A 25,671-nucleotide genomic window follows, 5' to 3' on the forward strand; every position below is an offset into this window, starting at 1 on the left:
CATTTTTGACGTTTTTTGAGGAACGTGTCCATGACGCAACGTATTAGTGAAGTGGTAAGAAATACCAACGAAACAAAAATTCGAGTTCGTCTCAATCTCGATGGTACTGGTCAAGGCACACTCAACACTGGAGTTCCATTTTTAGACCATATGATTGATCAAATCAAGCGCCATGGTCTATTTGATATCGATATTCATTGCGATGGCGACTTAGAAATCGATGATCACCATACTGTTGAAGATTGTGGAATCACCTTGGGACAAGCCTTTGCTCAAGCGTTAGGCGATAAAAAAGGTTTAAAACGCTACGGTCATTTTTATGCACCTTTAGATGAAGCCTTATCTCGTGTTGTGGTTGATCTTTCTGGTCGCCCTGGTTTGTTTATGGATATTCCATTTACTCGCGCACGTATCGGAACATTCGATGTCGATTTATTTTCAGAATTTTTCCAAGGTTTTGTCAATCACGCACTGATGACCTTGCATATTGATAACCTGAAAGGTAAAAACAGCCACCACCAAATTGAAAGCGTGTTTAAAGCATTGGCACGTGCGTTACGTATGGCATGTGAAGTAGATCCTCGTGCAGAAAATACCATTGCGTCAACCAAAGGTAGTTTGTAATGACGCGTATTGCTTTACTTGATTATGGCATGGGCAACTTACACTCTGCTGCGAAAGCACTCGAACATGTCGGTGCAACTGTTGATGTCACTAATGATCCTAAGTTAGTTGCGAAAGCAGATAAAATCGTATTTCCCGGTGTAGGCGCAATGCGTGACTGTATGCAGGGCATGCACGAAGCTGGAATTGATGAAGTGGTCCGTCAGGCTGCTTTTAACAAGCCTGTTCTCGCAATTTGTGTAGGCATGCAAGCCTTATTGCAAACATCAGAAGAAAATGGTGGTGTGGATGCACTTGGAATTTTTGATGGTGTGGTGAAGCATTTCCCAGAAATGCCAAACTTAAAAGTCCCTCACATGGGTTGGAATCAAGTACATCAACTTGACCCAAGCCATCCGATGTGGAACAACATCGAACAAGATGCGCGTTTTTATTTTGTCCATAGTTATTATGTTGAACCAAATGACTCGTCTGTGATTGCGGCAACTTGTGATTATGGGGTGAATTTCTGTACTGCGATTCACAAAGATAATTTATTTGCCACACAATTCCACCCTGAAAAGAGTCATACTGCTGGTTTGCAATTGTTGAAAAACTTTGTGGAATGGAAGATTTAGATCACTCAAATATACAAAAAAGCTCACATTAGTGAGCTTTTACATTTTAAGAAATTAGTTTTTTAATAATCTCCGCCCCTTTTTGGGGATGGTAATAACTCATGTGTGGAATACCTATAATTTTTATTGGATGATCAAATAAATATCCTGAAAAGGTACGAATTTTCCATGAACCATGTTTTGCATCAAATTCTTCTATTTCCGTTTTATTCCTTATAAATTGCTGTATATAAGTAAAACTAGAAACAGCACCATTGCCATTACAAAAAATAACTTCAGGTTGAATAATGTTTAAGAAAACTTCATGTGCTTTCCAACATTTTTGTGCTTCTTGTTGAAAACTTATACTTTTTGAATTAGGGCTTGGTAGAAAAATAAGATTCGTTGTAAAAATATGCTCAGGGTTAGTCTCAAGAATACTATCGCATAAGGATTTATAACGATTCTGTAAAGGTTTCATTTTTTCCTGTCCTTTATAAGGCACACAATAAAAATGCTTTCCTCCTCCTAACACATTTTCAATAGCTGTTTTTAAAGTTAAATTATCATCTTTTATTTCATCCCCACCAGGATTAAAACTTAAAAAGTAATACTTCCCTTTTTTTAGCGTCAAGTTAGGATCACTACAAATAATATCCCCACTCAGACTTTTTAGTTCATTTTGGTCAAATTTTTCAAGCAATTGCTGAATAATATTTTGCATTTTTCTACTCATTGATAATTTGATTAAACAACAACAGGCTTTAAACTATTTTAACGAAATAGAGATTTATTTTGCTCTAAGCATTTTAGAATAAATATAATCTGCTTTTTATCAAAATATTCTGTAATTCTTGCCTCATTTTCTTTATTATTTCAAACTATACAGATCCTTCCATTTTGAACAATTGTATAAAAACATCTAAAAAGGCATAAAATGAATTCATCTACTCCAACTGTGGATCATCCGCTCAGCGCTAAAGGCCGTTTTGGTCGATTATCTTTTGCCGCATGGACACTGTTAATGACGATCGTACTTTGTATCGTTATTTTCATTTTGGCCTTCGCAAGTTTTGGTGGCAATCTTCTAGCAAGCAGTGATTTTCCCTTAATCACCGTACTACTTTTCATTGTGATTTATGCTGCAATGATCTATGTATCTTTTATTTTCACTATTCGCCGTTTACATGATCGCAATCAAACAGGTTGGCTATCATTGTTAATGCTTATCCCCTTCTTCAACTTCATATTTTTAATCTATCTACTCGCAGCAAAAGGTTCAGATGGTGAAAATAGTTATGGTCCTCTACGAGAAACAGCAGGTTGGGAAAAAGTATTCGGCTGGATTTATATTGTGATTCTTCCACTGGCATTTGTTTTCGGTATTATCGGAGCAATCGCACTACCAGCGTATCAAGACTACGTTGAGCGAAGCCAACAAATTCAAATGCAATATCAACAGTACGACGCTGAATAACATTCTTTATCACCACTTCACCCAGCCAAGCTATGATGCTTGGCTTTTTTATGAGCACAAATTCTAAAGAAAGATGCAGTCGTCTAACATCCAAAGCTTAGCGATTGAACAATACTTTGCTAATATGTAGCCAATTTAAACTCCATGATGACGCAAGGAGCGAAAGCATGCTAATCATCCCTGCAATTGACCTGAAAGATGGCAAATGTGTTCGTTTAAAACAAGGTCGTATGGAAGACGATACCGTTTTCTCTGATGATCCTGTCGCAACAGCACAGCACTGGGTCAATGAAGGTGCACGTCGATTACACTTAGTTGATTTAAATGGTGCTTTCGCAGGTACACCGATTCATAAACCAGTTGTCGAAGCGATTGCGCGTGCACAACCTGAACTCCCGATTCAAATCGGTGGTGGTATTCGTTCACTTGAAACCATTGAACACTATCTTGATGCGGGCGTAACTTTTGTCATTATTGGGACAAAAGCAGTGAAAGAGCCTGAGTTTGTTGAAGAAGCATGTAAACGCTTTGCAGGTCATATCATTGTGGGCATTGATGCAATCAATGGCATGGTTGCAACTGATGGTTGGGCAAATGTCACCGATGTAAAAGCCACTGATTTAGCGAAACGCTTTGCTGATGCGGGTGTGTCTAGCATCGTTTACACCGACATTGCACGTGATGGCATGATGCAAGGCGTCAACGTAGAGCAAACTGTAAACTTAGCACAATATTCTGGCTTGCCAGTGATCGCTTCAGGCGGTGTCACCAACCTAGATGATGTACGTAATCTAAAAGGTCAAAAAGGCATTTTAGGCGCGATCACAGGACGTGCGATTTATGAGGGTACATTGAATCTTCGTGAAGCACAGTTATTGCTAGATGAAGACCGTCTATAATCGATCAGAAGCTCTAGTGATTTAAATAATGGCTAGAGCTTTTTAAGCTTAAATGTTATCCTTGCACCGATTTTTATTTTGCTCTTCAATTTTATAATGACACTTACGCCACCCTAGTTTTTACAGCCCTCCTTTTTGTAAATAACTCATCACTGTCTAGTGATGTGGTGTAGTCGTGTGTTTGTTATATATCACATCACTAGCCTTTAAAATATTTTTTAAAATAGGCTATTTCTATGTTTTCCAATGTACGAGAACAATGGTTCTCTAATATCCGAGGCGATGTCCTGGCAGGCCTGGTGGTCGGCTTGGCGCTGATCCCTGAAGCTATTGCATTTTCCATCATCGCGGGTGTAGATCCCAAAATTGGTTTATATGCTTCTTTCTGTATCGCCGTGGTGATCTCATTTGTCGGTGGTAGACCAGGCATGATCTCCGCTGCCACGGGTGCGATGGCTTTACTCATGGTCACTTTAGTCAAAGAGCATGGTTTAGAATACTTACTTGCTGCCACCATACTGACTGGGGTAATTCAAATCATTGCGGGTTATTTAAAACTGGCTAAGTTAATGCGATTTGTCTCCAAGTCAGTGGTGATTGGCTTTGTGAATGCGCTTGCTATTCTCATTTTTATGGCACAGCTTCCTGAACTGATTAATGTGACTTGGTATGTATACGCCTTAGTTGCATTTGGTTTAGCAATCATCTATTTATTTCCTTTACTGCCGAAAATCGGCAAATTAATTCCTTCTCCTTTGATGTGTATCATCATCATTACCCTGATCGCGATTAGCTTCGGTATTGATGTTCGCACCGTTGGGGATATGGGGCAATTACCAGATACCCTTCCAGTGTTTTTGTTACCTGATATCCCTTTAAACCTTGAAACATTGACGATCATCTTGCCTTATTCAATTGCACTTGCAGCCGTGGGTTTACTTGAGTCGATGATGACTGCCACAATTGTGGACGAAATGACAGATACGCCGAGTGATAAATTCCAAGAATGTAAAGGTCAAGGTATTGCCAATATTGCTTCGGGCTTTATGGGGGGTATGGCGGGATGTGCCATGATTGGTCAATCCATGATTAACGTCAAATCAGGTGGTTTAACACGATTATCTACATTTTCAGCTGGTGTTTTCCTTCTGATTCTGGTGGTATTTATTAGTGATTGGCTGAGAGTTATCCCAATGGCGGCTTTGGTTGCTGTCATGATTATGGTCTCAATCAGTACCTTTGAATGGAAGTCGCTCACCAGTTTTAAAGAAAATCCGCAAAGTAGTAACATTGTGATGATCGCAACCGTGATCGTTGTTGTGGCAACCCATAATCTTGCACTTGGGGTACTTACTGGTGTGCTGCTTTCTGCCTTGTTCCTTGCCAATAAATTGGAAAATGATATTCGTGTAGAACGCCACCTCGAAGGCTCAACCCGTGTTTATGATCTCAAAGGACAGATCTTTTTCAGCTCCGCAGAAAAGTTCATGCAGGGTTTTGACTTTAAAGAAAATATCAATGACGTCATTATTGATTTAACCCATTCTCATATTTGGGATGTCACCTCTGTGGCAATGTTGGATTCTGTGGTCAATAAGTTCCAAAGAAACGGGGTCAATGTCACAGTACGAGGGTTGAATGAAGCCAGTTCAATCATGATTGATAAATATGGTACACATGCAAAAATCTAACTCTTATCTTCCCCAAATGGCGCTGATTTTGATTACCGTCATTTGGGGCGGGACATTTCTAGCGGTGCAATATGCACTGAATTTTAGTACGCCAATGTTTTTTGTTGGCTGTCGCTTTGCAGTGGCGGCATTCGCAATCCTCCTGATTTCATTAAAATCAATGACAGGCTTAACCTTAAAAGAAACCTTTGCAGGTACAGCAATTGGAGTCATGATCGCAATTGGCTATGGAACACAAACCATTGGTTTGCAAAGTATACTCAGTAGTGAATCCGCCTTTTTGACGGCATTGTATGTCCCCTTGGTTCCAATTTTAATGTGGATTATTTTTCAGAAGCGTCCTGCTTTGATGACATGGATCGGCACAGCCTTGGCATTTATCGGTTTGGTGTTGCTAACTGGTAATGGTTTTTCGAGTATCACCTTGAGTTATGGGCAAGTCCTGACCTTGATCTGTGCATTTGTGATTGCCTTAGAAATTATCTTGATTGGCTTTTTTGCTGGCAAGGTCAATTTAAGACGTGTCACTGTTGTTCAACTCATCGTTGCCTCGGTTTTGTCATTTGCTTGCATGCCGCTTGTGGGTGAACATCAACTTCCTGCATTTTCATGGCCACTGGTCTTTATTGCCGTTGGCTTAGGACTTGCAAGCGCATTGATTCAATTTGTCATGAACTGGGCACAAAAAATGGTTGATCCAACACGTGCTGCGATCATTTATGCGGGTGAACCCGTTTGGGCTGGGTTATTTGGACGCATTGCTGGTGAACGTTTACCACTATTGGCTTTGTTTGGTGGATTACTCGTGGTCTTAGGTGTATTGGTCAGTGAATTGAAATTTAAATTCTTTGAAAATAAAAAAGAGAGCTAAAAAGCTCTCTTCACCAATTCTTCAATTAAAAATAAACTACGAATACATTGGTTTATTATCATTGAGTGCGATCAAACCACGAATGGCACGATAAACAATCCAAATCCATGCGACGAACACCACAGCAAACGCGAATGTAACCGCAGAAAGTGCAACACCTGCAAATAGGTTCGGATTATCACCTGTAAAAAACAGGAAAAGGAACGGAATAAAGGCGATAATATTCCATGCCAGATACCACCAGAAAGTGCGAATCTGCCATGTAAAATGACTCTCAAAAATTGAGCCTTGCACATCACGACGTTTGACATAGTTAATAATCAAAGCCACGATTGCCAACAAACCGCCCGTAAAAATCGCAATAATATAAAGAACATAAAGAATTAAGGTCAAGGTGCGATTCGGATCTTGATCAACAGAATAATTCATTTTTTATTTCTCCAGTACGAACCAACTCCCCTTAATTTAGTAAAAAACATTAAGAGGAGAAATTAACCAACATATCAACAATATATGAAAAGCTATGGTACAGAAATAAATCTGACGAAACGGTTGTTTTTGTGTTTTATGTCTCAGTTTTTGCTGAGCATACCAACCAGCGCACCATCCGCCCAAAGCATCGACAATATGTAAAGTCTGTTCAGGTACACGGCGATTGCCCAACTGCGCTGCTTCTTTATCTTGAGCATATAACCAATAACTTAGTGCATTCATCAAGCTCACAAACAGTAAGCTATATGGTGGCAACCATTTAGCCAAACTGGCAATTACCATAAAGCCGATATAAACCAAGATTCCAATTTTCATCGGCGTCCATGTCTGTTTTTGCTGAGATTTGGTCGGCGCAGCCTTATGCTCAATCACTTGCGATGCTTTCAAATAAGTGACTTGCTGTGCACGATAACGCCCACGTTCATCCAAAATCACAAGGTATTCCAACGCACAACCAACGATAGGACGAGGCCCAGGACGAGCAAAATCTTTGATATGTAAAAAAACACGATCTTTAAATGCATCATTGGGTTGAATAAAGCCATAGCCTTTGTCATCAAACCATTCCACTAAACGTCCTTGATCTCGCATGACTTCTCCCTAAGCTGTGATCTGTTGTAAACGGTCTTGCAACATCATGCGCATTTCCATCGGGTCTTTTTGCAAGATATCGCCACCTGTACGTCCATGTTCGGCATTTTTTTGGGCAACTTGCAAACGCATACTCCAAAAACGGCATGCAGCCATCGCCAAAAACACATCCAAACACGCTTTCTCATCTTGGGTGAGCATACGAATCGTTTGATAAGCTTGCAAAAACGCGTCGGCTTTGGCTTGATCAAGATGAGCTTGCGGATAGGCGGTACAAAAATCATTGATACTAATCGCAATATCAAACAGCCATTCATCCTGATTCAACTCATAAAAATCTAAAATACCCTGCAATTGATCGCCTTCAAACAGCGTATTGTCTCGAAACAAATCTGAATGAATAAAACCTGTTGGACGATCTGGATGCTGCTGAGTAATGTCTGCAAATTGTTGAAAAACCTGCGCCAATAAGTCCTGATCCGCTTGATTCATGTGAGGTTTCAACTGTTCAGCAACGTCAGTCCAATACTGATGATTGCGATTAAAATCACGCACTAAAGGAAAATCTTTTAAAGCCAAATGCATTTTTGCTTGAGCTTGAGCGATCGCTTGAATCTGTTCTATCGTGGCATCTTCGGGATGTACGCCCATCAAACGGGGTGCAATTTGGGCGGGTTTATTTGCAATACTATGAATCGCTTGACCATGGTGCTTGAGTGGCACCGCGACAGCAACACCTGCCTCACCCAAGCAGTCCAATACAGGGACCAACTCACCTGCACCTTCCGCATCTAACTCTTCAAATACTGTCAAAACATATTGCTTTTGTGTTTGATCCACCAAAAAATAATTGGTGTTTTGAATACCGCCTTGGATCGGAATCAGATCAATCACTGCCAAACCATAAGGCTCAGCAAAGGCTTGAACTTCTTCTAAACTCAACGGGGTATAAACCGACATGGAAAACCTGCAAAAAATAGCTGTGAAGTTTGATAGAATACCCTTTCCCACCATGAAGGTGTAGCACCTAAGTCGGTCTCCTTTCTTTATTGGCGATTTTTTGGAAAATTTTATGCTCGCAAAACGTATTATCCCTTGCTTAGATGTTGATAATGGTCGAGTCGTCAAAGGCGTTCAATTCCTTGATATTCGTGATGCAGGTGATCCTGTAGAAGTTGCTCGTCGTTATAACGAACAAGGTGCCGACGAAATTACCTTTTTAGATATTACTGCCACCCATCATGGACGTGATACGACTTATCGTACCGTAGAGCGAATGGCAGAAAGCGTCTTCGTTCCTTTAACTGTAGGCGGTGGTGTCCGTAAAGTTGAAGATATTCGCTTATTGCTCAACGCAGGTGCGGATAAAGTCAGCATTAACTCAGCGGCGGTGTTTACCCCAGAGTTTGTTCAAGAAGCATCACAACGTTTTGGTGCACAATGCATCGTGGTTGCAATTGATGCCAAGCAAACTGGCGAAAATAAGTGGGAAATTTTTACCCACGGTGGACGTAAGCCAACAGGTATTGATGCAATAGAATGGGCTGTCAAAATGGCAGACTTTGGTGCAGGTGAATTGTTAATTACCAGTATGGATGCTGATGGCACTAAAGCAGGCTATGATATTGCCTTGATGCGCCAAATTAATGATCGTGTCAGCATTCCAACCATTGCTTCAGGTGGTGTTGGCAATTTACAGCACTTAGCTGATGGTATTTTAAAAGGCGGGGCAGATGCAGTATTGGCAGCCTCTATTTTCCACTTTGGTCAACATACTATTCCAGAAGCGAAACAATATCTGGCTGATCAAGGTATTGAAATGCGTTTATAAGCATTAAAGTGATAAACAGCAGCCTCCCAGCATGATCGCTTGGGAAGTTTTTTATTCGAGAAATTTTAGTCAAAAAAATACCTTGCTATGCAAGGTATAGAAACTGCGTTTATTCAACGCCAGAGGGTAACTTCAACAACAATAACACTGGATTAATCTGAAACATTCACGCTGCTTGCACTAACATAGCGATAATCAAGTGGTAAATATTGACAGTAAAACCCTATATTATTGACCATTCACGACATAAGCACATGGTCATCATCATATTTTATCCCAAATACCCTCTTTGCGTTTTTCATCAAGATGCCACTGATACTGTTTCGGTGTCCTTTACCTGAGCGGTAGTCACTAATTTTGGTTTTTGCTCCACCCATTTAGCAGGAAAAATGGATTCAATGGCTTGCGTTAGTACTTTAGAAATAGGCGCTGGCAATGGCAAGCCAAGTGGATTGGCTTCTTTTAAATCAGCAGAAGATACCACCCGCGTTCCCATGACATAGTCAAACCAAGGACGTGTCACACACCAATTGGCATCTTGATTTGAATTCATATGATGATCATAGTGCCAAGGAATGGTACGTCGTGCCCAATCTGGCTCTAAATGCGCACGACGATGTACATAATAATAATTCCCAGCGCTATAAAGTGCAGCGAGTGACATTCCTTTTGAAAATGGATAGAACGCCACACTTGCGACTCCAGCCACAACGGCCAAGGACATCACTTCGTTACGTGTGCGCCAATGTTCAAATCCTTGTACATAGCATTCATCCGAAAATTCCTGTTTACGGACTTCACGATGATGTGCCCAGTGTGATTCCATGCTTTTTGGTACAGGGCTATAACGTGGCTGTCCTGGTCGATGAACACCATGCAAAATATATTTATGTGCAAACCACTCAAATGCATTGGCTACGGCTAAGCCTGCGATAAAACCCTTAATCATGGTTTTCTCCAAATGTTTCCTTATTTTTATTCAAGATATAAATTTTTGTAGGCGAAGTATTGACAATACGATATATTTATATTGACAAAACACGACAAGATAAGGAGTAGACAGGATGTCTCAACTCAAGAACTATACTGGCTCTGTTTTTGGTGGTTTGGGGCATTTATTAAAAGCCTACTGTGAAGCGAAACATATCGCTATTCCAGAACAATTACAGCGTGTTCAAAATCAAGAACGCTTCGATTATGTCATTTGGCGAGATTTGCTGGAAGACCTCAATCGCATACATCCCACCACCGCCTTAGGGCTGGAAATCGCTGAATATGTTCAGCCCAAACATTTAGGCATCATTGCTTATCTGGCACTGTCATGTGAAAACCTAGGCGAAGCGTTGGCTCGTTATCATGATTTTCATCGTCTTATTTATGATGGTAGTCCCTTGATTGTAGAGTTTGATCATCCTTATGCATCGATTCGTTGGGAAGCACCAGAGCCTCACCCCACCCAACTTACAGATGAAATTGCGATTGCCTTAATGGTGCAATTTCTCAAATTATTTATGTCTGGCGAAACAATTCATTTACACGAAGTTCATTTCGTCAATATTGCACCCAAGCACATACATATTTACGAGCAATATTTCCGTTGTAAAGTCCGCTTTGAACAAGCAAAAACACAGCTTCTTTTACCCGTGACCGAAGCATTTAAACCGCTAAAAACAGGTGATCACACACTACAGCAATTGTTATTGCAACAAGCCCAAGCCTTATTGGAAAAGCTGCCAAACTCCACACAACTGGACCAACGTTTACAGCATGCCATTTTGACAGGGCTGCAAAAGGACCAATACCAAATCGACTTTATTGCTGAAAAGCTAGGGCTTTCAGTTCGGCAGCTTCAACGACACTTGCAGCAACAGGACACTACATTTCAGGCCCGTGTTCAGCAAGTTCGCTTTATGTTGGCAGCAGAATATTTAAAAGACCCCCACCTTAGTCTGCAAGAAATCGCCTTGTTACTGTGTTATTCGGAACAAAGTGCTTTTCAACGTGCTTTTAAGCTTTGGACAGGGAAAACACCGCAACAGTGGCGGAACAATAACACAATTTACAATTCGTAATAAAACTCAATTCAAACTTACGGTTTCACAACTGTTCATTGTTTTTACAGCATTTATACAAGAGCGTAGAACCTGTGTGAATTAATTCACATTTTTTCACAGGTCATCAGAAAATCCATAATAAATTTTTTTGGATGTTTTTTTATTTTTTATACATGGTTTGGTGATAACAGGGGTGGCTTTCTTTGCCGAAACAGCGGCGTTAGGTCAACTTTGGTTATTCTGGGTTGCCCCAATTATCGGTGCTGTGATTGGTGCAGTGATCTATAAATTGGTTGGACGTGAAAATAACTAAATCATGATGAAGTTCCAACGATTTATGATTAAAAAATGCCCCCTTTAAAAGGAGGCATTTTTATTGTGCTTATAAAAATGGATTATCTATTTCCTTTTCAGGCAAACGCTCAATCTTTGCGGGTAAGTCGTCTTTCTCTAATGCGATGACCACATCATTGATGAACTGCTGTAGTGCTTTTGCTGTTTGCAATCCCACCTGATCTTTGGTGATCTGCAAATTCCCATACAAACTGACGCAATCCACCTGATTTTCCAAAGTCAGATCATCAATCGCCGAAGATTCATTGCCATTTTCAAACGGTTTAAACATTTCAGCCTCACATTGTTATTTTATTTGAGATAGCCTGCGCTGTGCATTCTTGCTTTGCAAGTGATCCTACATTATCTCAACACTTGTAAAAAATACTGCACCAGCATATCCACCAACTGTCGAATAACTTCTTGCTTTGCTTCCTCATCTATTGACGACACTGGGCGTTCAGCCGTTAGCGTTGAGTTATTCCTAAACTGACGTTGTTGTGCCTGAATACTGTCTGCGCTGGCATCTTCTGCGCATTGGCTTTGACCATCCCAATGCAAATACTTCAACTCGCTCTGTGCTTTGACCTGCTGTGCAGAGGTGGGTAGCTGATAGACATTACGCTTCTGTTGTTCTGTTAATTGGGGAAATAAATTAATGCCTAATTTCTCTTCCAAATAACACACACTGACTACTTTTACCTGTAGCGAATTATTATTCGGAGCATAATACGCCCCAATAATCCCCTGCTTCGGCAAATACACCGCTTTATAAACTGCGGTTGGAACAATGACACCATTACCAATGGTTTTTAGTCTTTGCCCTTCAAACACAGGCCCTGTAATCACATAAGCATCTTTATGCTGCTTACTCACCACTGCACGTACCGCTTCCTCAACTTTACGCCAGACTTCCTGATTATTTTTAGGCGCTTGCGGCACCATATTTGCCAAGGAAAAACTATCGTATTGTGCGGCTTTGTTATTCATATCACCGTTTGGCGCCATATGTCCACGATCATAACCTGAACCACGATAGTCCGATAACAAAGCACGATGACGTTCCGCTACACGTGTTTCTTCATGGAAATTGTCTTCACGCTTGATCTTGATACTCAAACGTTGTGGAGTCAGATAGGCTGCTGACCAAAGTGGTGTTTTGGACACCCCTGAATACATCACATTAAAATCATTAAAGCACAGTGCATAACTGTCTTTTTGCAAACTGGCTTTGCTGAGTAAGGGCGGAACATCACGATAAAACTGCTTTAAACAAGTGGGATTACTACTGCTTTGCAAGGGAATAAATTTGGCAATTTTTTCATTGCCAAAAGCTATTGCAAAACTACTTGTTGCAAGCAGCGCTAATACGATCTTTCCAAAATTTTGGCTCAAAAAAGCGAATTTCGCTTTACTCTTCCTGCTCGTTCTTCTTGCCATAACCATATCAAAATCAACATGAACGCGCAGCTTATCAAGTCAAACCCTTGCTGTACATTGAACAGCGGCTTAGAACGACACTTTATGTCGTAAATCTGAACACTCAATCACCAAACATAAAAAATGGCACCCGATGGTCACTGCTGTCCCATAGTTTTGTTTAAATAAAAAACCTGAGTCCAAAATAGTTAAAATATAAGTGCGAACAAACACTTTAACTACAAGGACTCAGGTTTTGTCACATCAGAATACCGTATTTCATCAATTACTTAAACCTATTTCACGATGTGATTTTGAACGTCTTGCCAAGCAGCATCATTGTGGACAAAAATTAAGATCAGCCACACGCTGGGATCAGTTTATTGCCATATTGATGTCCCAGCTGTCCTGTCGGCAAAGCTTAAGAGATATTCAATCCAATCTCGAATCACAGCAGGAAAAGCTCTATCACCTCGGTGCTAAGACTATTGCACGAAGCACCTTGGCAAGAATCAATCAAGAACAACCTGCCAGCCTATATCAGCAATTATTTACTCAGTTACTTCGGCATTGTGAAAACACAAAGATTGCACATAAATTTCGATTTAAGAATCCGCTGTATTCACTTGATGCAAGCCACATTGATCTTTCACTGTCCTTATGCGAATGGGCAAAAGTACATGAATCCAAAGCGAGCATTAAACTGACAGTTGGATTAAATCACAGCAATACGATTCCTGAATTTGTTGCACTCGGAGATGGTATTGAAAATGATATGGTGCAAGGCAGATTACTCAAATTTCCACCTGGAAGTATCGTAGTTTTTGACAAGGGGTATGTTGATTATCAGTGGTTTGCAGAGATGACTGACCGAAAAGTCAGCTTTGTGACACGGCTAAGACCGAAGACGGTTTATGAAGTAAAGTCAAAACGTGAAGTATACGCTTGCAAAGGAATTCTTGCGGATGAATATATTGAGTTGAGCAGTGATTATGCTAAAAAGCGTGGTGCACCGAAGCGATTAAGACGAATAGAATTTTATGATGTTGAAAAGAAAAGGACATTTGAATTTCTAAGTAACAACTTTCATCTAGCTGCATCGACTATTGCAGCAATTTACAAAGATCGTTGGAAAGTAGAATTATTTTTCAAAGCGATTAAACAGAATTTAAAATTGAAATCATTTCTAGGTCGAAGCCGAAATGCCATACAAACTCAAATATGGATTGCATTAATTGCCTATTTATTAGTGAGTTTTGCAAAACATATGGCTCATGAGGGATGGACTGTCCAGAGATTATTAAGAATTATTCAGGTCAATTTATTTGAAAGAAAACTTCTAAAGGCATTATTTTTACCCGATAAGAAGTGGCGAAAACAAGAAGAACCTCAATTGAGGTTCTTCTTGGAATAATTGTGGGACAGCAGTGACCCGATGGTGCCATTTTATCGATCCAAGTTTAGATTTCGATCTGACTTCCTAACTCAACTACACGGTTGGTTGGAATCTGATAAAAGTCGCTGACTGGACTGGTATTACGTTGCATCGAAATAAACAGCTTTTCGCGCCAAGGAGACATTCCGTCACCCACCGTATGTACAATACGATCTCGTGAAATAAAGAAACTCATTTGCATCATATCAAACTCAAAACCAAGCTCTTGATATGCTTGTTCCAACGCATTTGGAATATTTGGTTGATCTTTAAAACCATAATACATATAGATACGATAGAAATGATCATCGAGTTTTTCGACTTTGATTCGATCTTCTCGTGCCACATATGGAATATCTTGGGTATATACCGTAACGATTACATTGCGTTCATGCAGTACTTTATTGTGCTTGATATTATGCAACATCGCATGAGGCACAATATTTGGCGTTCCTGTCAAAAAGATCGCTTCACCCGGAACAAATTGTGTTTCCTTGCTCATTCCAATACTTTTGATGAACAATTCAATCGATAAAGCATTTGTCTCCATGCGCTTGAAAACAATCTCACGACCACGCTTCCATGTCATCAAAATAGTATAAACCACCGCACCAATTAAAATTGGCACCCAACCACCCGCCAAAATTTTTAGTGAGGTAGAAGCAACAAAGACTAAATCCAACAGTAAAAATGGGATGGCCAGCAACGCCACTTTCCACCACGACCAACGCCACACACCATATGCCAAAGTCGAAATCAGAATCGTGCCACACAACATGGTCATGGTCACCGCGACACCATAAGCACTGGCTAATTCGGTACTACTTTCAAAAAGTAAAATCAAAATGAAGACCGAAATAAACAACACCCAGTTGATAAATGGCAAATAAATCTGACCTTGCTCCACATCAGAGGTGTGATGCACAGTTAATCTCGGTAAATAACGGAGTTGCATCGCCTGATTAGCAACTGAAAATACCCCCGTGATCACCGCTTGAGATGCGATAACCGCGGCAGCCGTTGCCAATCCAATCATCGGGAATAACGCCCAATCTGGAACCAAAAGGTAGAATGGATTTTCAATTGCTGCTGGATTACGCAGTAGTAATGCACCTTGACCAGCATAGTTGAAGAGCAAACATGGCAGTACAATACAGAACCACGCTAATTTGATCGGCATACGACCAAAGTGTCCCATATCCGCATAGAGTGCTTCACCACCCGTCATGGTCAAGATCACTGCTCCCATGGTGATAAATGCAATGGTCGGCTGTTCATAAACAAAGTTAAATGCCCAGTAAGGATTGATCATCATCAAGACATAAGGGGTTTGAATAATACTCCACAATCCCACTAGACCGATCGAGATAAACCATAACAGGGTAACAGGACCAAAAAGTTTTCCCATCGTAGCAGTACCATGACGCTGTACCATGAACAACCCTGTTAGAATCCCTAATGCAATCGGAACTAACCATTGGTTAAACGCAGGGGTGACAATACTCAGGCCTTCAATTGCAGACAACACTGAAATTGCAGGCGTAATAATGCCATCCCCAAAAAATAAAGACGCACCAATAAAGCCTAGTGCAATGAGATATATTTTATTCCTATCTGAAAAAATCTTAGACCGAAGATTTAATGCCAGTAAAGATATGATTCCACCTTCACCATTGTTATCTGCTCGCATAATCACGGAAACATATTTAAAGCTGATGGTTAAGTTCATGCACCAGAAAATTAAAGATAAAATCCCAAGTACTGATGCTTCACTAATTGCCATGTGACCGGTGTTAAAACACTCTCGTATGGCATATAGCGGACTTGTTCCAATGTCTCCAAAGACCACCCCTAAGGCTGCCAATGTCATCACTGGCAATGCGGCTTTTTTTGCAGAACTTTGCATATATTTCAATCAAATCAACTTTGAGATCGTGCCATCTTACCACTAGCTCAAAACTTTTTCTGCAAATCTGTTTAGTGATAACTTGGCAGCTGGCTTTTTTTTAGTTACTATCGCACACCTTGGTGAGGTGTCCGAGTGGCTGAAGGAGCACGCCTGGAAAGTGTGTATACGTTTATAGCGTATCGAGGGTTCGAATCCCTCTCTCACCGCCAAGATGATTTTCTATGATATCTCATAGAGTCCTAAAAGCTTAAATCTAAAGGGTTTAGGCTTTTTTTATTGCCTTATGCTTTCCAATAAATACTATTGAATCCTGAATTAGTTGGGGGTATAACTGGGGGTATAATAAATTACTCCTATTTTTATACCCCCAAATTTCTACGGGAAGCGTTGCAATGCTTACAGATGCGCAAGTCAGAAAGATCAAACCTTCTGAAAAAAAAGTAAAATATCCTGATGGAAAATGAGTTATAAAAGAATTACTCTTTATAAGCTGTGAGATTTTTTATTGAATTCAGTATCTGTTATAATCAAACTAGTTTAAGAGGACGAATTTATGGATACTAGAAAACCGACCAAGAAAGTCAGTAAAACACGTATTTATCGTTCAGTGGCGAGTTCAAGTGCTATTGAAACTGGCACACCAATACAAGAAATCGAAACTCGACTAAAAGACAAAAATACAAAATACAACCACCTAACTTTAGCTCAATGAGCTTTAATCAAAATGTCTCTAACTAATCGTTCCATGTGTTGGTAGTCTCCTGTAACACCTGCCTGAATTGAACCAAAATAAAAGTCCTTATGTTGATCCCATAGAGAATAGTCTAAAGGACCAAAGCCTGCTTGTGTTGCCAATACATCCATTAATAATCGTGACATACGTCCATTCCCTTCCCGAAATGGATGAATCAAAATGAACTCAACATGGCTTTTTGCCAAAAAACTAACTAATTCTTCAAAATCAATTTGGTTTAATTTACTGTAGCAATTCAAAAACTCATCTTCAAAAGGTTGTATTTGTGCTTGTAAAAATTGAGCTGCAGCGAATCTAAAATCTCCTTTGGACATATCAACAGTTCTCAACTCACCAGCCCAAGCATAAATAGGTTTCAACCATTTCCTATGCCAAACCATAATATCTTGGAAAGACAATCTCTCTATTGAAAACTCGTCTGCAAAAATATAATTATACAACTGCAGCAACAAATACTCTTCAGCTTCTTGCATTTCTGTTTCAGAGGTAATACCAAGTTTATTCTTTAGTACTCGACCATCAGATCCTTGCTCATAATCACCCTCAGTCGTGCCGATAGAATATTTCAAGTGAGTTTCCCTTCTTAAACAATGTATCGCCTAGATTGAATTGAACTAACAGGTCTTCGAGCTACGCAAAATAAATTCTCTTAAAAATTTATCGGTTTTCACTTTAACTTTAAATGCTGGGATTGCCTGCTCTTCTTTCCTTTCAAAATACTGCTTTGCCTTAGCTTTATCAACAGTACTTAATAACGCATCAAAGCGTGCAAATTCATTGATATTATTTTCATTAACATGCGCGCTGATCAACTGTCTTAGTTTGGGCACATCTAAACCAAAAGAAGTCGCAATAGCATGTATTTCATCTTCTTTGGCTTTAAATTGATACTCTGTAATATAGTCTCTAAATGACTTAGCTTCTTGCAATTTCACGTCACCACGTTGAACATCATGCAAAAAGATATTTGCAATTCTTTGCTCATCATGCGTTAAAGCTGCAAAACTCTTATGCAGTTCATTTAATGCTTCTTCAACCGAGATTGTCTTTTCATTGTCATGTAATGCTTTTAAGTATTTGGTAAAGCGACTGTTCATGTAATCTGAATCAATTTTATCGGTATCAATTTCAGTCAAATAACCATCTATCTCAAATGGAACACTGCCCCCACCGCCACCACTTCCACCTTCAGAAAATAATTCCTTATAACGTAAAGCAAGAATGAGGTATGTTTGCTCATCTATTACAACTTGGAATAGTGGTTCATCAGTACCCTTAGCGTCAAAGTGATATGTCAGTGTGTTCCTATTAAAGACTATTGAATCCTAAGATAGTTGGGATTTACTCCAATCAACACAAATGAAAATTGATCAACAATCAAATTAAAGTTATTCATTTGCTCATTTTTTCGCTTGTCTTTTTAGCTAGATTAGGTAAAATGCTCGCCACGTTGCCGGCATAGCTCAGTTGGTAGAGCAACTGACTTGTAATCAGTAGGTCCACAGTTCGAATCCGTGTGCCGGCACCATCAAATTCAAAAAAGGCTTAAACTTTCAGGTTTAAGCCTTTTTTATTGCCTAGCTTTTCACTGCACTGATCTGAACATAACGTACCAAACCATCTCTGTAGAGTTTGCGGCACAGCTTGGCCGTCATATTGATTTTCAACTGAGCAAAGTCCAATGCTTTTTTGTCGATTTGCTGCATTTCAATATATCGCGCAAAACCAGCCAATACCGCTTCAGAAAAGTCCTGAATCTTGATCTGACTTAAACCATGTTGCGCTAAAGTTTGCGCAAGCTGTGGTTCATTCATTAAATGCTGCCAATCAACATCCGCCCCTTTTAATAACAAACGATATTGTTGCTTTTGCATATAGGAACACTGTTGCCACGCGTCAGACCACATTAAATAGTGAAAAACAACACGACCTTTTGAATTTAAAACGGGAATGACTGAATTCAGAAATAAATTCAAATGACTGTGATACGCCGCATCAATGCAGATCACGGCATCAAATGAATTTAAAAAATGAAGGGTGTTTAAATTCAAAAAAGATTGGCAATAGCTTTCAATCTGTGGCAAGTTTTTTTGAATTTGTTCAATGCAGGCGGGTTGTAATTCAACTACACAGAGCTGTTCGACGTGATAACGCTTGAGCCAATGCAATACACTCGCACCTTGCCCACAGCCGAGGTCTAAAACACGATCCTGCTGTTGCAATTGGATCGAATCTGCGGCTTGATCAGCGAGACTTTGGCATGCGAGTGGATAATCATCATATTGGGCTTGCCAATATCCTAAATTACTCCAAGCAAGCGTTGCATCATCACCGAGCCGTTTGGCATCAATGGCATACTTATGCCCAATGAATTTTTCAATCCATGCCTGCTTGAAGCGGGTCATCTTAGTAACCGAGTTCAGGTGCAACGGTAACTTTCGGTTTAAGCCCAACAAAAGGTAACGGCGCACCTAAGATTTCAGAGATATGCATCGCCGAAGTAACCGCTGATTCCAAGATTGGTAGACCATCACATGACCAAGAACCACAGTAGAAAACTTTACGATTTTGGTCTAAATGACGTTGCTGAATTTGCTTATTCAACGCCACCGTTTCTGAGTCCACCACCGCACGAGTAAGTTTTACTTTAGAAATAATTTTCTTCGGATCAATATCAATCACAGGGCACCATGTTTGGAACACGGCATTTTTACCCACTAGAGTTGGTTCAATCGCGTTGATCCACACCGTAAACTGTTGACGAGTAAATTTACGATCCATCATATAACTCAACACAGCCCAGTCTTTTCGGCGTGGTGGCATGACCACAGGATCGGTATGAATGACCAAATCCCCTTGTTCAAATCTGAATTTCTTTAACAAGGCAATATCTTCAGCAAATTGTGGCTGTTTCAAGAAATTTTCAATCGCAGGAGTAGGTGTTGCGATGACCACACGATCAAACAACTGGCTTTGACCGAGTGCATTTTCTACCAAAATCTTGTCGCCTTGCTCTTCGACTTTCTCAACCGCAGCGCCACTATGGATCTCAATCCCCTCAATCAGACGACTGACCAAAGCAGGTGTTCCGCCTTTCATTCGCAGTAACGCTTCACCTTCGGTCAACTGACGAATAAATTCTAATAAAGGTTTCGCTGGCCATTCTCCAATAGTTTTTGGATGGCAGGTGCAAATGGTATAGAGAACTGGCATGACCGTTCCATGCCAAAACACTTCTTCAATATGGTACTGATTCATAAACTCAGCAAGCGTGATGTCTTGATTCTCAGATTTAAAGAACTGATTGACGGCTGTTTTGAGCTGTAGCATTCCTTTGACCAAGCGCCAACCGTATTGCTGAATACCTTTGCGGTTATTAATAATCGGAAAATTACCGATACGACTACGAGAGGTTGTCAACCATGTGTCTGTTCTATCTTCAAATAACCAACTGCATGCCATAAAGGTACGGACAGGAAAAGTTTCTATGCCTAGATAACTGGCTAAACTTAACGTGTTCTTCCAAAGCTTTGGATTCATCACACGCAATGGAGCATCAATGATACCGCCATCAAAATCTATACTATGGCTATCCATACCCCGACCTGCGAGTGCTTCGAAGATCGTTACTTTATGTCCTGCATCATGTAGGATTCTGGCTGCAGCAAGCCCTGCCATTCCACTGCCGATAATTGCAATATCCAAAATTATGTCCCATCAGTTGATGATTTTTATTGATTATGACCGATCATTAACCTAAACACCTTATTAAAAAATACCAGATTCAGCATTTCAGGCAGACTTTTCTCTAAATATCGTATTCACACCTCGTTACATTTTACCAAGATGCATTTTTTACCATAAGCATATGAAAATATTAATTAAAATTTAAACACACCACAAAAATATACAGATCCTTCTACATTTTTTCATTTTTTAGGCTTGAAAGGCTTTGCAAAGTACAAAATTCAGGCTATTCTGTTTATACAACAATGAGAACTGAGTCACATAATAAACTGTATAATTATAAGTGACCTAACATTAAAAAAATCAATAGAGAACGTTATAGCCGAAGCCCATAACTCTAGCGGAGTTATGGGCTTTCTTATATAAACAATTGATACCTAAAACAATATAGATTACATCACGCCAAATTTACCACTATTGAAATCATGTATCGCTTCGGCAATCTCAGTTTTACTGTTCATGACGAATGGTCCATAACCTTCAATCGGTTCATTGAGTGGCTGACCCGTTAAAATCAAGAATTTACTGTCCTGCTCAGCTTTGATTGAAAAATCAATTTCTTCTCGGCTAAGCACCACTAAACTTGGCGATTGTATCTGTTGTACTTCATTTAAAGTCACCTCACCTGCAAGTAACACCAACAACGTTGTATGACCTTCAGTCACATAAAAATGATGTTGCTGACCTTCAACAATTGTCCCATCCCAAACATTGACTGGACTGAATGTCGTTGCAGCGCCTTGGGTGTCTTGATATTGCCCAGCAATCACACGTAACTCACTGCCCACATCATCAAGTGCAATACGTTGAATCTGTGCAGCATCAATTGCTTGATACTTGGCAGGGGTCATTTTGGAATGAGTAGGTAAATTTACCCAAAGCTGTACCATTTCAAATAGACCACCTTGCTCAGCAAAGGCTGGTGAATGAAATTCTTGATGCAAAATCCCACCACCTGCGGTCATCCATTGCACATCACCTGCTTTGATGGTACCACCACCGCCAGCAGAATCTTTATGCGTCACCTCACCTTGATAAGCAATCGTTACCGTTTCGAAGCCACGATGTGGGTGAGTACCCACGCCATGCTGAGCGGTGGTTGGTTCAAAGCGATACGGTGCAGCATAATCTAATAGCAAAAATGGGCTGATGCTTTGTCCTAAACGATCATAGGAAAATAGGTTATAGACAGGAAAACCGTCACCTACCCAGTGCATATGTTTATTTTGATAAATACCAACAATCTTTTTCATCTATATACTCCTATAGTGTAGAAGTTCTGATCTTGGTCTTTATTTTACGCCCCTCTATCCAAGGCTTATAGCATCAGTTTGACAACACATTATTCTATATACGGGACAATTCAAGTAATTATCACCAATAAAACTGATACAAACCTTAATCATCCCATTTTTGATATTGTTTATCCTATTTTTTAGACTTCATTCAATTCAATAATTTCACTAGCATGATTCAAAGCAATACAAACAGAGCAAATTAGGCTCATTTTTATTTTACAACAACATGAGGAAACAACGATGGCTAAAGACTATATTCGCCTTGATAAAGACAACGCTGCCGTACTCTTGGTTGACCACCAGACAGGTTTACTTTCATTGGTTCGTGATATTGATCCAGATAAATTTAAAAACAATGTATTGGCACTTGCAGATGCCGCAAAATACTTCAATTTACCGACAATTTTAACCACAAGCTTTGAAAATGGTCCAAATGGTCCACTGGTTCCTGAACTCAAAGAAATGTTCCCAGATGCACCTTACATTGCTCGTCCTGGTCAAATCAATGCATGGGACAATGAAGACTTTGTAAAGGCGGTTAAAGCAACTGGCAAAAAACAATTGATTATTGCGGGTGTTGTGACTGAAGTTTGTGTGGCATTCCCAACACTTTCAGCACTTGCAGAAGAGTTTGAAGTCTTTGTGATTACCGATGCATCGGGTACCTTTAACGAATTGACGCGTGATGCAGCTTGGGATCGTATGTCTAAAGCTGGCGCTCAGTTGATGACATGGTTTGGTATGGCATGTGAACTACATCGTGACTGGCGCAATGATATCGAAGGTTTAGGTGCATTATTCTCCAATCATATCCCTGATTATCGCAACCTGATCAATAGCTATAATCAAAATACATCACAAAAATAAAATACACACTGAAGATTAGAGTCCTGCATGCGACTCTAATCTTCTCTCGATATAGGACTACATCGACCTTGATTAATTCATTTGATGATTTCCATTATTTCTATCTCGTGGTGAAACACGGTGGCTTTAGTGCTGCCAGTGAGGCAGAACATATTAGTAAGTCAAAGCTCAGTCGTCGAATTATTGAGTTGGAAAACAAATTTAATGTCAGCCTCATCCAACGAACCACACGGCATTTTAAGGTGACTGAACTCGGTCAAGAGTTTTATGAAGAGTGCTGCAAAGTGATTGCACAAGTTGAATGTGCTGAAAATGTGTTACTCAAACAAAAAAGTGAACCTCAAGGTTTGGTCAAAATCAGTTGCCCACCACTGATGATGCATTTCCAAATCCGCAAGTTATTAAATGAATTTCTAAAAGCCTATCCCAAAGTCGAAATTGCCTTAGAACTGACCAGCCGTCGTGTCGATCTCATGCATGATGATATTGATATCGCCATACGAACCAGCTTTGAACCTAACGAAGACTCAAGTCTCATTGTCCGTGATGTGATTCAGACTGAACATTGTTTGGTTGCTGCACCAGAGCTTTTGCAGGGGCAACACATCCACCATTATTCAGAGTTATCACACTACCCAAGCGTGGCTTTAGGGATCCAAAAAAACCAATACTTTTGGCATCTGTGTCATGTGAAAGACGATAAAAGCGTGGATGTTCCCTATACGCCTCGCGTTAGAAGCAATGATCTTGCGGGAGTATATTATGCTGTCAGTGATGGTCTAGGCATCGCAGATTTGCCCTATCTAACCGTACAAGCTGATATCGAAAAAGGCAAATTGATTCATATCCTACCCGAATGGAAGTCTAATCGAGGTACGGTTCAATTGGTCTACGCCTCGCGTAAGGGGCAACGTCTCGTGGTGGAAAAACTGATTGAAAGCTTAATGACGGGGCTACGTGAATTGGCAAAAACTGACAGTGGCTATTCTTTATAGTGCAGTTTTTAATACAACACTGAATTTTCTTGTTTCAGCTCAGCAAATTTTTTCACCAGAAAATCGATCAATAATTTCATCGATGGGAGCAAGCCGCGTCTTGATGTGTACACCAAATGGATCAACTCTGCCTTGGGTTGCCATTCAGGTAACACATGAATCAAGCGCCCCTGTTTAATATCTTCAGCGATCATTAACTCAGGTAATTTAGCGATACCCAAACCTTGTAAAGTGGCTTCTCTTAATGCTGTTAAATCGGTGGTAGTCAATCGGGGATGACACTGTACTTTAATTTCTTGCTGATGATGCGAAAATAAATGCCAATAATACTCTGGTGCAAAAGATTCCATCATCAGCACTGGAAATTGTGTCAACTGCTGCGGCTCAGTAATCGAATAAAACTGATGCAGCAGATTTGGACTCGCCACAATAAATTGCCGCGCCAAAGCCAGCTCTCGTACAATTAAATCACTGTCCGCCAACGGCAAAGGACGAATGCGCACCGCCAAGTCAAAACGTTCGTTGATCAAATCCACACGGCGATTGGTGGCTTCCACATGCAGACTAATCTTCGGATAAAGCTGTAAAAACTCATTTAACATTTGACTGATATTGATATGCAACAAATTGGTCGGGCAAGATAATTTAATCAGCCCACGTGGCTCTGCTGTTAAAAATTCAATCGCTTCCTCTGCGGCCTCAGCTTCAATTAACATCGCTTTGCAATGCTGATAATAGATTTTACCCACTTCAGTAATAGAAACCTGTCGGGTCGTTCGATTAATCAGCTTGACTCCAAGGCGTTCTTCTAACTCGGCAATACGGCGGCTCAATAAAGACTTGGTGACCATCAGTTCTTGGCTCGCTGCCGAAAAACCGCCACAGTCGATCACTTTGACAAAAAAATATAAGTCATTTAAATCTTTCATATCTATCTACTCAGCCCCTATATTGAAACCTCATTGTTCTCTATACATGACAATATATCCTATATAAGATATTTTTCAGCCATCATCCTATCTATATTATCAATTATACCAACCATAACATGATGAGGATAGAACAATGACAACACCAGCAAATTTCAATGGTCAAGCACCAGTCATTGATGCCAATGATGCCGTAATGCTATTGATTGATCATCAAAGCGGCTTATTCCAGACCGTCGGTGATATGCCAATGCCTGAGTTACGTCAACGTGCCGCTGCACTTGCCAAAATTGCAAGTTTAGCCAATATTCCTGTGATTACTACGGCATCAGTACCGCAAGGTCCAAATGGTCCACTGATTCCTGAAATTCATGCCAATGCACCCCATGCACAATATGTAGCACGTAAAGGTGAAATCAACGCATGGCATAATCAAGACTTTGTTGAGGCAGTGAAAGCGACTGGACGCAACACCTTAATTATTGCAGGAACAATTACCAGCGTATGTATGGCTTTCCCAGCGATCAGTGCCGTTGCAGATGGCTATAAAGTATTTGCGGTTGTGGATGCTTCAGGGACTTATAGCAAAATGGCAGAAGAAATTACCTTGGCGCGAGTGGTTCAGGCAGGTGTCGTGCCTATGGATACAGCGGCTGTTGCTTCTGAAATCCAGCGTACATGGAACCGTGACGATGCGCAGGAATGGGCGCAGGTTTATACACAAATTTTCCCAGCCTATCAGTTGCTGATCGAAAGCTATAGCAAAGCGCAAGCTGTTGTTCAGAATCATGAAGTTTTGGACTCGGCACGCTAGTTCCAGACCTTATTGAAAAAAGCCAGTCATGAATGGGCATGACTG

General features: G+C 40.3%; 27 protein-coding genes, 2 tRNA genes and 1 pseudogene. 16 read left to right on the top strand and 14 right to left on the bottom strand.

What is annotated here, in order from left to right:
- Window positions 1-30 precede the first annotated feature (30 nt).
- Entirely contained in the window at window positions 31-624 is a 594-nt protein-coding gene (hisB, locus tag AAC851_RS08055; protein WP_002116767.1) for an imidazoleglycerol-phosphate dehydratase HisB, read from the top strand.
- On the top strand, window positions 624-1,241 hold the full coding sequence (gene hisH / locus AAC851_RS08060; protein ID WP_004641424.1) for an imidazole glycerol phosphate synthase subunit HisH: 618 nt from the start codon (window positions 624-626) through the stop codon (window positions 1,239-1,241). Before hisB ends, hisH begins: the two co-directional genes overlap by 1 nt.
- 46 nt (window positions 1,242-1,287) lie before the next feature.
- Here the strand turns inward: hisH and AAC851_RS08065 are convergent, their stop codons facing one another.
- Window positions 1,288-1,944, bottom strand: coding sequence for a hypothetical protein (locus AAC851_RS08065; protein ID WP_075314499.1), 657 nt, complete (start codon window positions 1,942-1,944; stop codon window positions 1,288-1,290).
- A 213-nt stretch (window positions 1,945-2,157) separates the two neighbouring features.
- Between AAC851_RS08065 and AAC851_RS08070 the strand changes: the two genes are divergently transcribed.
- The 4 genes from AAC851_RS08070 (at window position 2,158) to AAC851_RS08085 (ending at window position 6,158) form a co-directional block, all read left to right on the top strand.
- Window positions 2,158-2,697: a DUF805 domain-containing protein gene (locus AAC851_RS08070; protein WP_075314497.1), complete on the top strand. Its 540-nt coding sequence runs from the start codon at window positions 2,158-2,160 to the stop codon at window positions 2,695-2,697.
- 167 nt (window positions 2,698-2,864) lie between these two features.
- A complete protein-coding gene (hisA, locus tag AAC851_RS08075) occupies window positions 2,865-3,596 on the top strand; it encodes a 1-(5-phosphoribosyl)-5-[(5-phosphoribosylamino)methylideneamino]imidazole-4-carboxamide isomerase (RefSeq protein WP_005087083.1) in 732 nt (243 codons plus the stop codon).
- Between the two features lie 236 nt (window positions 3,597-3,832).
- Window positions 3,833-5,287, top strand: a complete 1,455-nt coding sequence (locus AAC851_RS08080) for a SulP family inorganic anion transporter (protein WP_150024811.1) — start codon at window positions 3,833-3,835, stop codon at window positions 5,285-5,287.
- Entirely contained in the window at window positions 5,274-6,158 is an 885-nt protein-coding gene (locus tag AAC851_RS08085) for a DMT family transporter (RefSeq protein ID WP_340600735.1), read from the top strand. Before AAC851_RS08080 ends, AAC851_RS08085 begins: the two co-directional genes overlap by 14 nt.
- A gap of 36 nt (window positions 6,159-6,194) precedes the next feature.
- On the opposite strand, the gene AAC851_RS08090 is transcribed toward AAC851_RS08085, so the two are convergent.
- The 3 genes from AAC851_RS08090 to AAC851_RS08100 are packed head-to-tail and all read right to left on the bottom strand — an operon-like array spanning window position 6,195 to window position 8,201.
- Window positions 6,195-6,587 carry a DUF4870 family protein gene (locus tag AAC851_RS08090; RefSeq protein WP_150024808.1) on the bottom strand — a complete coding sequence of 131 codons (393 nt, stop codon included), beginning with the start codon at window positions 6,585-6,587 and terminating at the stop codon, window positions 6,195-6,197.
- A 36-nt stretch (window positions 6,588-6,623) separates the two neighbouring features.
- Window positions 6,624-7,241 carry a DUF1294 domain-containing protein gene (locus AAC851_RS08095; protein ID WP_017395073.1) on the bottom strand — a complete coding sequence of 206 codons (618 nt, stop codon included), beginning with the start codon at window positions 7,239-7,241 and terminating at the stop codon, window positions 6,624-6,626.
- A gap of 9 nt (window positions 7,242-7,250) precedes the next feature.
- Window positions 7,251-8,201 (bottom strand): homoserine kinase, encoded by a 951-nt coding sequence (locus tag AAC851_RS08100; RefSeq protein WP_153568359.1) that lies wholly within the window; start codon window positions 8,199-8,201, stop codon window positions 7,251-7,253.
- Between the two features lie 112 nt (window positions 8,202-8,313).
- On the opposite strand from AAC851_RS08100, the gene hisF reads away from it, so the two are divergent.
- Window positions 8,314-9,072, top strand: a complete 759-nt coding sequence (gene hisF, locus AAC851_RS08105; protein WP_004641438.1) for an imidazole glycerol phosphate synthase subunit HisF — start codon at window positions 8,314-8,316, stop codon at window positions 9,070-9,072.
- A gap of 301 nt (window positions 9,073-9,373) precedes the next feature.
- Here hisF and AAC851_RS08110 read toward each other — a convergent pair whose 3' ends face one another.
- Complete coding sequence (locus AAC851_RS08110; RefSeq protein WP_161419756.1) at window positions 9,374-10,021, bottom strand: sterol desaturase family protein; 648 nt, start codon at window positions 10,019-10,021, stop codon at window positions 9,374-9,376.
- A gap of 115 nt (window positions 10,022-10,136) precedes the next feature.
- On the opposite strand from AAC851_RS08110, the gene AAC851_RS08115 reads away from it, so the two are divergent.
- Window positions 10,137-11,144 (top strand): AraC family transcriptional regulator, encoded by a 1,008-nt coding sequence (locus AAC851_RS08115; RefSeq protein ID WP_100833088.1) that lies wholly within the window; start codon window positions 10,137-10,139, stop codon window positions 11,142-11,144.
- Window positions 11,145-11,313: 169 nt separating this feature from the next.
- Window positions 11,314-11,439, top strand: a pseudogene (locus tag AAC851_RS08120) (aquaporin); the annotation flags it as partial.
- Between the two features lie 69 nt (window positions 11,440-11,508).
- On the opposite strand, the gene AAC851_RS08125 reads toward AAC851_RS08120, so the two are convergent.
- Both AAC851_RS08125 and AAC851_RS08130 read right to left on the bottom strand, forming a co-directional pair.
- Window positions 11,509-11,751, bottom strand: coding sequence for a hypothetical protein (locus AAC851_RS08125; RefSeq protein WP_075314483.1), 243 nt, complete (start codon window positions 11,749-11,751; stop codon window positions 11,509-11,511).
- A 71-nt stretch (window positions 11,752-11,822) separates the two neighbouring features.
- A complete protein-coding gene (locus AAC851_RS08130; RefSeq protein ID WP_100833087.1) occupies window positions 11,823-12,899 on the bottom strand; it encodes a DNA/RNA non-specific endonuclease in 1,077 nt (358 codons plus the stop codon).
- A 235-nt stretch (window positions 12,900-13,134) separates the two neighbouring features.
- Here AAC851_RS08130 and AAC851_RS08135 point away from each other — a divergent pair, with 235 nt between their 5' ends.
- Entirely contained in the window at window positions 13,135-14,292 is a 1,158-nt protein-coding gene (locus AAC851_RS08135) for an IS4 family transposase (RefSeq protein WP_008942576.1), read from the top strand.
- A gap of 46 nt (window positions 14,293-14,338) precedes the next feature.
- Here the strand turns inward: AAC851_RS08135 and AAC851_RS08140 are convergent, their stop codons facing one another.
- On the bottom strand, window positions 14,339-16,219 hold the full coding sequence (locus AAC851_RS08140) for a potassium transporter Kup (RefSeq protein WP_075314479.1): 1,881 nt from the start codon (window positions 16,217-16,219) through the stop codon (window positions 14,339-14,341).
- A 121-nt stretch (window positions 16,220-16,340) separates the two neighbouring features.
- Here AAC851_RS08140 and AAC851_RS08145 point away from each other — a divergent pair.
- Together AAC851_RS08145 and AAC851_RS08150 are read left to right on the top strand one after the other, a co-directional pair.
- A tRNA-Ser gene (locus tag AAC851_RS08145) sits at window positions 16,341-16,431 on the top strand.
- A 344-nt stretch (window positions 16,432-16,775) separates the two neighbouring features.
- Entirely contained in the window at window positions 16,776-16,934 is a 159-nt protein-coding gene (locus AAC851_RS08150) for a hypothetical protein (RefSeq protein WP_171456354.1), read from the top strand.
- Here the strand turns inward: AAC851_RS08150 and AAC851_RS08155 are convergent.
- Together AAC851_RS08155 and AAC851_RS08160 are read right to left on the bottom strand one after the other, a co-directional pair.
- Window positions 16,928-17,545 (bottom strand): Fic/DOC family protein, encoded by a 618-nt coding sequence (locus AAC851_RS08155; RefSeq protein WP_262569023.1) that lies wholly within the window; start codon window positions 17,543-17,545, stop codon window positions 16,928-16,930. The two genes, AAC851_RS08150 and AAC851_RS08155, sit on opposite strands and share 7 nt — an antisense overlap.
- Window positions 17,546-17,590: 45 nt before the next feature.
- On the bottom strand, window positions 17,591-18,295 hold the full coding sequence (locus AAC851_RS08160) for a type I restriction endonuclease subunit R, EcoR124 family (RefSeq protein ID WP_316965035.1): 705 nt from the start codon (window positions 18,293-18,295) through the stop codon (window positions 17,591-17,593).
- 133 nt (window positions 18,296-18,428) lie between these two features.
- On the opposite strand from AAC851_RS08160, the gene AAC851_RS08165 reads away from it, so the two are divergent.
- Window positions 18,429-18,504 (top strand) — tRNA-Thr (locus tag AAC851_RS08165).
- A gap of 49 nt (window positions 18,505-18,553) precedes the next feature.
- Here the strand turns inward: AAC851_RS08165 and AAC851_RS08170 are convergent.
- The 3 genes from AAC851_RS08170 to AAC851_RS08180 form a co-directional block, all read right to left on the bottom strand.
- A complete protein-coding gene (locus AAC851_RS08170) occupies window positions 18,554-19,381 on the bottom strand; it encodes an SAM-dependent methyltransferase (protein ID WP_125503178.1) in 828 nt (275 codons plus the stop codon).
- A gap of 1 nt (window position 19,382) precedes the next feature.
- Window positions 19,383-20,681 (bottom strand): FAD-dependent oxidoreductase, encoded by a 1,299-nt coding sequence (locus AAC851_RS08175; RefSeq protein WP_005088626.1) that lies wholly within the window; start codon window positions 20,679-20,681, stop codon window positions 19,383-19,385.
- Between the two features lie 434 nt (window positions 20,682-21,115).
- Window positions 21,116-21,976 carry a pirin family protein gene (locus tag AAC851_RS08180; RefSeq protein ID WP_340600736.1) on the bottom strand — a complete coding sequence of 287 codons (861 nt, stop codon included), beginning with the start codon at window positions 21,974-21,976 and terminating at the stop codon, window positions 21,116-21,118.
- Between the two features lie 285 nt (window positions 21,977-22,261).
- Between AAC851_RS08180 and ycaC the strand changes: the two genes are divergently transcribed.
- Window positions 22,262-22,888, top strand: a complete 627-nt coding sequence (gene ycaC, locus AAC851_RS08185; RefSeq protein ID WP_340600737.1) for an isochorismate family cysteine hydrolase YcaC — start codon at window positions 22,262-22,264, stop codon at window positions 22,886-22,888.
- Window positions 22,889-22,911: 23 nt separating this feature from the next.
- Window positions 22,912-23,883, top strand: coding sequence for a LysR substrate-binding domain-containing protein (locus AAC851_RS08190; RefSeq protein WP_340601040.1), 972 nt, complete (start codon window positions 22,912-22,914; stop codon window positions 23,881-23,883).
- A gap of 8 nt (window positions 23,884-23,891) precedes the next feature.
- Here AAC851_RS08190 and AAC851_RS08195 read toward each other — a convergent pair whose 3' ends face one another.
- A complete protein-coding gene (locus tag AAC851_RS08195; protein WP_340600738.1) occupies window positions 23,892-24,812 on the bottom strand; it encodes a LysR substrate-binding domain-containing protein in 921 nt (306 codons plus the stop codon).
- A 136-nt stretch (window positions 24,813-24,948) separates the two neighbouring features.
- Between AAC851_RS08195 and AAC851_RS08200 the strand changes: the two genes are divergently transcribed.
- Window positions 24,949-25,626: a hydrolase gene (locus AAC851_RS08200; RefSeq protein ID WP_340600739.1), complete on the top strand. Its 678-nt coding sequence runs from the start codon at window positions 24,949-24,951 to the stop codon at window positions 25,624-25,626.
- Window positions 25,627-25,671: the final 45 nt, after the last annotated feature.

Source organism: Acinetobacter sp. HZNU-JH01 (genome assembly GCF_037996845.1).
GTDB classification, from domain to species: Bacteria; Pseudomonadota; Gammaproteobacteria; order Pseudomonadales; family Moraxellaceae; genus Acinetobacter; species Acinetobacter haemolyticus.